Raw genomic sequence first — 7,538 nt, 5'->3', positions numbered from 1 at the left:
GGCTAGAGCCAAGGCTTGAGAGGGCGAAATGGTGGATTCTGGAGCCACGCCCATGCCCACTGCGTTCAATTCAATGACATTATTAGGCGTGAGAATGGGGGTGTTAGGGATAGCGTTAGTGGGATTAGAGCTAATGATGGGCTGATCGTTATTCTCAAGGCGAGGGCTTGGGAGAGGCTGAATGCTCTTTCTGGGGGTGAAATTGGTTGGGGGGTAAATGGGGGCTTGCAAGCCATTAGCCGAAGGGGGGATTAGCTGAGCGTTAGTGTTACGCTTTTTAAAGAGACTGCAACCACTTATCAAAAGAGCGGCAACAAGCAATGAATTGATACCAAAAAAGGCAGTGTGCAAACGCATGGGCATTTTCCTTAAAATGAGTTTATCAAGTCTATTATATCATTTTTGAAGGGATTTGTCATGCGGATATTCTTACTAATCTTATATAAGGCTAGTGGGTTTTAAAGTCTAGGGGATTATGATCTATTTTTTTGGCTTTCCTAAATTTTTAATAGGGATCACTCAATTTTTTAAAAAGGGGATTTTAATGGCTTTGTTTTATTGTTTTAAGGTTTTATTTGATGATAAAACCCATTTTTTAAGTTTGATTTTTAAATTCATTTTCTTAAGGGGGTAGGGGGTATTTTGAAAATTCCCCCCTAGCAACCCTAGACTAAAACCCCCTAAAGAGCGCTTTTTTAAGAGGTTATGGCTTGATTTTTGCAAGATCTCTTTAATTGTAAAAAATGCTTTGAATATTTTTTAAATAAGATAAGAAATAAAATAAAATTTTTTGAGTGCTTTTTTAAAAATAAGGTTAAATTTTTTTAATTTTTTTAACCACCAACCTTCTTCATCAACAACACAAACAACGGCTATTTTAATTTCCTATGATAGTAAAAATAATGCGAGTGGTGTCCTTGGCGGGATTCGAACCCACGACCTTACGATTAGGAATCATACGCTCTATCCAGCTGAGCTACAAGGACATAAGAAAGCAAGAAACTCACAATCTGTTGGTAAGTCCCTTGCTGAGCGGGTTAAATTTACTTGCCTTCTTCAACTTTTTGTTTAAGGATTTTGCCGGGTTTGAATTTAGGCACTCGTTTGTCTTCAGTTTTATAAGTTTTATCGCTTCCTGGCACTTTACCTTCTTTGCCTTTTTGCTCTGCGGTTTCAAATTTGCCAAAACCAACCAACTCCACGCTTTCACCCTTGCTTAAAGCTGTTTGTACCGCTAGAGTAAAGGCACTGATTGCTTCTTCGGCTTCTCTTTTGCTGTTGTATTTACCCGCTTCTTTGACCAAATCAATAAATTCCGCTTTGTTCATGTGGATAACCCCTTTTCTGATAGATGCTAAAACCAAGCGATTTAACCGCCTAGCTTGACTGATTGAGCGGTAATTATAATCAAATCCTAAAGATAAATCAAGCAAAAACGCTTTTTTAAGGGGGTTTAATGCGTAAAAAATTTAATTTTGTTGGGCACTTTTTTTATCTTTAGCGTTAAGGATTAAAGGCGTGCCTAAAAAATTAAATTCTTTCCTTAAGGTGTTGATTAAATAGCGTTTGTAACTGAAATGCAAGGCTTTAGGGCGATTCATTATAAGAGAGATTTGAGGGGGTTTGGTGGCAAATTGCGTGGCGTAATACACTTTCACTAATTTCCCTCCATCGCTTGGTAAGGGGTGTTTTTGAGTGGCTTGAGTGATCACGCTATTGAGCAAGCTCGTGGGAATGCGTTTGGAAAAACACTCATAGACTTCTATGATTTTATGCTTGATTTCATCTATATGGCGTGCTTTTAAGCAGCTGGTTGTGATAACGGGGGCGTATTCTAAAAAGCGGAATTTCCTTTTTAAGGTCGCCATGATCTCTTCATAAGGGGCGTAGCGGATGTCCCATTTGTTTAAAATAAGAATGATGCCTAAAGAGTGTTTATCCGCTAAGGAGCTGATCTTTTCGTCCAATTCCACAAAAGGAGCGCTCACGTCTAAAACTAAAAGCGCGATGTGGGATTTTTCTAAGGCTTTTTGCGTGCGTTCTAGAGCGTATTTTTCAATGCCTAAAATTTTACCCCTGTGTCTGATACCAGCGGTATCCACAAAGCAGATTTTTTGATCGCCTATGAGGATGGTTTCATCTATGGGGTCAATGGTAGTGCCAGCCACGCTAGAAACAAGACTCCTTTCTTTTTTCGTGAGTGCGTTTAAAAGCGAGCTTTTGCCCACATTCACCCTCCCAATGATGCCCACTTGAATGATCTCTTCTTCTTTAGTTTCTTCTTCTGATGCGTTATTTTCTAAGCTTTCTAAAATATCCGCATCTAAATCTTGCTCTATGATTTGATTTAAATTCAGCACGTTCAATATCGCATCAATTAATGCGCTAATGCCTCTATTGTGCGAAACGGAAATATTAAAACTCTTTGGCATGCCAAAAGAAGAAAACGCATAAGCCCGCTCTTTTTCCTTGTCGTTATCAATTTTATTGATCACTAAAAAGCAGTTAGGGTTGATTTTAAAAACCTCTCTAAAAAGCTTAAGATCTTCATCGCTAGGGATAGATTTGCCATCCACAACATATAAAATCAAATCGCTCATTTGAGCGGCTTTTAAATTAAGGGCTTTGATTTTTTTAGACAAAAGAACGTCTTTAGCCATGCCCCCTGTATCTAACAATTCCACTTCATGGCCATTCAACGCGATTTTTCGTTTGTTAATGTCTCGTGTAGTGCCTGCAAAATCTGAAGTGATAGCGATCCTTTCTCTAGCCAAGCGGTTAAATAACGAGCTTTTCCCCACATTAGGCTGGCCTAAAATCGCAATGGTTTTTAAAGTTTTATGGCTTGTATTCATTTTACTTGTAGTTTCACTTTAATCAAAATTAGATTACAATATTATAGTTATTTAAAGCTTAAATAAGGGTCTAGCGTTGTTTTTAGTCAAAAAAATAGGCGTGGTAATAGTGGTTTTAATGTGCTTTTTAGCTTGCTCGCAAGAGAGGTTTATCCAATTGCAAAAAAAAGCCCAAGAGCAAGAAAATGACGGCTCTAAACGCCCTAGCTATGTGGATTCGGATTATGAAGTCTTTAGCGAAACGATTTTTTTACAAAACATGGTGTATCAGCCTACAGAAGAAAGAGATTCTTTCGCCCAACTGACTAAAGATGGAGACGATTCTTTTAACCCCGAAACTTCGGTGGTTTTATTGAATGAGCCAAGCGGTAACGATACAAAAAACCCGTCCTTATACCCAAATGAGTCTAATAACAACACTGCCAATAACGATACAAAAAACCCGTTCCTTTACAAACCGAAAAGAAAAACAAAAGATCCAAAGCTCATTGAATATTCCCAACAAAATTTCTACCCCCTAAAGGATGGGGATATTATGATGAGTAAAGAAGGGGATCAATGGCTGATAGAAATCAAATCCAAAGCCTTGAAGCGTTTTTTAAAAGATCAAAACGATAAAGATCGCCAGATCCAAACTTTCACTTTTAATGACACTAAAACGCAAATCGCGCAATTTAAGGGCAAAATTTCTTCGTATGTTTATACCACCAATAACAGCGGTTTGAGTTTGAGGCCTTTTTATGAATCCTTTCTCTTAGAAAAAAAGGGCGATAATCTTTATACGATAGGGGATAAGGCTTTAGATGCCATTGAGATTTCAAAATGTCAAATGGTGTTAAAAAAGCATTCAACCGATAAATTAGACAGCCAGCATAAAGCCATCAGTATTGATTTGGATTTTAAAAAAGAGCGCTTTAAGAGCGATACAGAACTTTTTTTAGAATGCCAAAACTAGGCTTTTGTTACAATAATTTAGATTTTTTAGCTAGCATGTTAGCCTTCCAAAGGCATGGATATTGTTAAAAAGTAAGCTAAGGAGTGTTTATGTGGATCACCCAAGAAATCACGCCGTATTTGCGTAAAGAATACACCATAGAAGCGAAATTATTAGATGTCAGAAGCGAACATAATATCTTAGAGATTTTTAAATCTAAGGATTTTGGTGAAATTGCGATGCTTAACCGCCAATTGCTGTTTAAGAATTTTTTGTACATTGAAAGCGAGTTGCTCGCTCATATGGGGGGTTGCACCAAGAAAGAGCTTAAAGAAGTTTTGATTGTGGATGGGTTTGATTTGGAATTAGCCCACCAACTTTTTCAATACGACACGCATATAGATTTTGTGCAAGCGGATGAAAAGATTTTAGACAGCTTCATTAGTTTTTTCCCCCATTTCCATGAAGTGAAAAACAACAAGAATTTCACGCACGCTAAACAACTCTTAGATTTAGACATTAAAAAATACGATTTGATTCTTTGCTTGCAAGAGCCAGATATTCATAAAATTGATGGTTTAAAAAGAATGCTTAAAGAAGATGGGGTGTTTATTTCTGTAGCCAAACACCCGTTATTAGAGCATGTGAGCATGCAAAACGCCCTTAAAAACATGGGCGGGTTTTTTTCTGTTGCCATGCCTTTTGTAGCGCCTTTAAGGATTTTGAGCAATAAGGGTTATATTTACGCCTCTTTTAAAACCCACCCCTTAAAAGATTTAATGGCACCCAAAATAGAAGCGCTAAAAAGCGTGAGATACTATAACGAAGACATTCATAGGGCCGCATTCGCTTTGCCTAAAAATTTACAAGAAGTCTTTAAAGACAATATCAAATCTTAAAATGGTTTTAAAAAACGCTATCGCTTTAACAGGGGGGATAGGCACCGGTAAAAGCACCACCATTAAAATATTAGAGTCGCAAGGTTATCAAATTTTAGATGCGGATAAGATCGCCCACCAATTATTGCAAGAGCATCGGTTTAAAATCGCCCAACATTTTGGATCAGATATTTTAGAAAAGGGTGTTTTAAACAGAAAAAAACTTGGCGCGATCGTGTTTCAAAACGCTAATGAGTTAAAATGGCTAGAGGGTTTTTTACACCCCTTAATCCGTGAGTGCATGCTTGAAAAAGCCTATGAATTGGAAAAGAATCATCAAGCGTATTTTTTAGACATCCCTTTGTTTTTTGAAGTGGGGGGTAAAAAATGCTATCCTGTGAGTAGGGTGGTGTTAATCTATGCACCTAAGACCTTACAAATTGAGCGCCTTTTAGAGCGAGACAAACTCAAAGAGACCGAAATCTTGCAGCGATTAGCTTGTCAAATGGATATAGAGCAAAAACGCGCCATGAGCGATTACATTATAGACAACAGCTCTAGTTTAAAAGATTTAAATAAGCAAGTTGAACGCTTTTTAAAAACGCTCTTATAAGCTCGTTTTGTCTCTAAGCATGTTAAACTACCATTAAATTTTTTAATAAGGCTAAAAACATGATCACTTTAAAACAAGCCCTTTCTTTATCCCAAGATGAATTAGAAACCCTTAAAAACGAAATTGACGCTAAGGTTAGAGCTTCAGATTTGAACGCTTACATTAAAGCCCCTAGCCTTAATGGCGCTAGCGCTAAGGGGGTGCCAATCCTTATTAAAGACAATATCAGCGTTAAGGGGTGGGAAATCACTTGCTCCAGTAAGATTTTAGAAGGCTATGTCGCTCCTTATCATGCGAGCGTGATGGAAAATTTGCACCAAAACAGCATGGCAGGGTTTGGGCTTTCTAACATGGACGAGTTTGCGATGGGAAGCACCACAGAGTCTAGTTGCTATGGGATCACTAAAAACCCACGAGACAAAAACAGAGTGCCTGGAGGGAGTAGCGGGGGGAGTGCGGCAGCAGTGGCTGGCGGCTTAGCAGTGGCGGCTTTAGGGAGCGATACGGGCGGGTCTATCAGGCAGCCGGCGAGCTATTGCGGGTGCGTGGGGTTAAAACCCACTTACGGGAGGGTGAGCCGTTATGGTTTGATTGCGTATTGTTCTAGTTTTGATCAAATCGGGCCTATCACGCAAAATGTAGAAGACGCTTCTCTTTTATTTGATGCAATTAGTGGGCATGATAGCAAGGACTCCACGAGCGCTAATCTCAAACCCACGCAAACTTTTAAAAACCTTAACAGAGACAAACGCTTTAAAATCGCTATCTTAAGAGATCACATTAAAGATGCGAGTAATGAAGTGCAACTCGCTTATGAAAACACCCTTAAAGCCTTAAAAGAAATGGGGCATGAGATTGTGGAAAAAAAGATGTTGGATTCGCATTACCAAATCTCTGTCTATTATATTATCAGCATGGCTGAAGCGAGTTCGAATCTGGCCCGATTTGATGGGGTGCGTTATGGGAGGAGGGCTCAAAATATTAAAGATTTGAAAGAATTGTATCTCAAAAGCCGCAGTGAAGGTTTTGGCGATGAGGTGAAACGGCGCATCATGCTAGGGAATTTTGTCTTAAGCAGCGGGTATTATGACGCTTATTATTTGAAAGCCCAGCAAATGCGTTTGATGATTAAAGAGCAATACCACAAGATTTTTGAAGAAGTGGATTTGATTTTTACCCCTGTAGCCCCTACGACCGCCCACTTATTCAATTACCATGCAAGCCCTTTAGAAATGTATTTGAGCGATATTTACACGATTGGGGCGAATTTGAGCGGTTTGCCGGCCCTTTCTTTACCGGTCGCTAAAGATCCTTTAGGCTTGCCTATTGGGATGCAATTCATTGCTAAGGCTTTTGATGAGCAAAGCCTTTTAGACGTTTCTTACGCTTTAGAGCAAGAATTAGATTTGAAATTAGATTAAGGATAGAAAATGAGAATTTTACAAAGGGCTTTGACTTTTGAAGATGTGTTGATGGTGCCTAGAAAATCCAGCGTTTTACCTAAAGATGTGAGCTTAAAGTCCCGCCTAACCAAAAACATTGGTTTGAATATCCCCTTTATTAGCGCGGCTATGGATACGGTTACAGAGCATAAAACCGCTATCGCTATGGCGCGCCTTGGGGGTATTGGCATCGTGCATAAAAACATGGATATTCAAATGCAAGTCAAAGAAATCACTAAGGTTAAAAAGAGCGAGAGTGGGGTGATTAATGATCCTATTTTTATCCATGCGCACAGGACGCTAGCGGACGCTAAAGTCATAACGGATAATTACAAGATTTCAGGCGTGCCTGTGGTAGATGATAGGGGGTTGTTGATTGGGATTTTAACCAACAGAGACGTGCGCTTTGAAACCGATTTGAGTAAAAAAGTGGGCGATGTGATGACTAAAATGCCTTTAGTTACCGCTCATGTAGGCATTAGTTTAGATGAAGCGAGCGATTTGATGCACAAGCATAAGATTGAGAAATTGCCCATTGTGGATAAGGATAATGTTTTAAAAGGCTTGATCACGATTAAGGACATTCAAAAACGCATTGAATACCCTGAGGCCAATAAAGATGATTTTGGGCGCTTGAGAGTGGGGGCGGCTATTGGAGTGGGGCAGTTGGATAGGGCTGAAATGTTAGTTAAAGCTGGGGTAGATGCGTTGGTGTTAGACAGCGCGCATGGGCATTCAGCTAATATTTTACACACTTTAGAAGAGATTAAAAAAAGCTTGGTAGTGGATGTGATTGTGGGGAATGTGGTTACTAAA

General features: G+C 39.1%; 7 protein-coding genes, 1 tRNA gene and 1 pseudogene. 5 read left to right on the top strand and 4 right to left on the bottom strand.

All coding sequences use genetic code 11. The annotated features are described in order from the left end of the window. The 4 genes and pseudogenes from DV63_RS15820 to der all read right to left on the bottom strand — a co-directional run. Positions 1–357 (bottom strand): annotated as a pseudogene (locus tag DV63_RS15820) (LPP20 family lipoprotein); the annotation flags it as partial. A 552-nt stretch (positions 358–909) separates the two neighbouring features. Then, positions 910–986 (bottom strand) — tRNA-Arg (locus DV63_RS15815). A gap of 57 nt (positions 987–1,043) precedes the next feature. After that, on the bottom strand, positions 1,044–1,328 hold the full coding sequence (locus DV63_RS15810; protein ID WP_001029090.1) for an HU family DNA-binding protein: 285 nt from the start codon (positions 1,326–1,328) through the stop codon (positions 1,044–1,046). A 141-nt stretch (positions 1,329–1,469) separates the two neighbouring features. Continuing rightward, on the bottom strand, positions 1,470–2,855 hold the full coding sequence (gene der, locus DV63_RS15805) for a ribosome biogenesis GTPase Der (RefSeq protein ID WP_001097865.1): 1,386 nt from the start codon (positions 2,853–2,855) through the stop codon (positions 1,470–1,472). A gap of 76 nt (positions 2,856–2,931) precedes the next feature. On the opposite strand from der, the gene DV63_RS15800 reads away from it, so the two are divergent. The 5 genes from DV63_RS15800 to guaB all read left to right on the top strand — a co-directional run. Beyond that, positions 2,932–3,810 (top strand): hypothetical protein, encoded by an 879-nt coding sequence (locus DV63_RS15800; RefSeq protein ID WP_000480367.1) that lies wholly within the window; start codon positions 2,932–2,934, stop codon positions 3,808–3,810. Positions 3,811–3,899: 89 nt separating this feature from the next. Next, a complete protein-coding gene (locus tag DV63_RS15795) occupies positions 3,900–4,688 on the top strand; it encodes a spermidine synthase (RefSeq protein ID WP_000265166.1) in 789 nt (262 codons plus the stop codon). 1 nt (position 4,689) lies between these two features. Continuing rightward, the gene (coaE, locus tag DV63_RS15790) at positions 4,690–5,280 is read left to right on the top strand and encodes a dephospho-CoA kinase (RefSeq protein ID WP_000243313.1); all 591 of its coding nucleotides are present in this window, start codon (positions 4,690–4,692) and stop codon (positions 5,278–5,280) included. A gap of 59 nt (positions 5,281–5,339) precedes the next feature. Then, positions 5,340–6,701, top strand: coding sequence for an Asp-tRNA(Asn)/Glu-tRNA(Gln) amidotransferase subunit GatA (gene gatA / locus DV63_RS15785; protein WP_000631475.1), 1,362 nt, complete (start codon positions 5,340–5,342; stop codon positions 6,699–6,701). Positions 6,702–6,710: 9 nt separating this feature from the next. Then, the coding region (gene guaB / locus DV63_RS15780; RefSeq protein ID WP_020982470.1) for an IMP dehydrogenase at positions 6,711–7,538 on the top strand (828 nt) is incomplete at its 3' end.

It is taken from the genome of Helicobacter pylori FD535, assembly GCF_000296015.2.
GTDB lineage: Bacteria > Campylobacterota > Campylobacteria > Campylobacterales > Helicobacteraceae > Helicobacter > Helicobacter pylori_CT.
Note: the sequence above shows the minus strand (reverse complement) of the source record. Positions and strands in the feature narration are given on the sequence as shown.

Coding starts and splice junctions, on each gene's coding strand:
- DV63_RS15810 (WP_001029090.1), bottom strand. CDS start 1,328: ATGAACAAAGCGGAATTTATTGATTTGGTCAAAGAAGCGGGTAAATAC.
- der (WP_001097865.1), bottom strand. CDS start 2,855: ATGAATACAAGCCATAAAACTTTAAAAACCATTGCGATTTTAGGCCAG.
- DV63_RS15795 (WP_000265166.1), top strand. CDS start 3,900: ATGTGGATCACCCAAGAAATCACGCCGTATTTGCGTAAAGAATACACC.
- coaE (WP_000243313.1), top strand. CDS start 4,690: ATGGTTTTAAAAAACGCTATCGCTTTAACAGGGGGGATAGGCACCGGT.
- gatA (WP_000631475.1), top strand. CDS start 5,340: ATGATCACTTTAAAACAAGCCCTTTCTTTATCCCAAGATGAATTAGAA.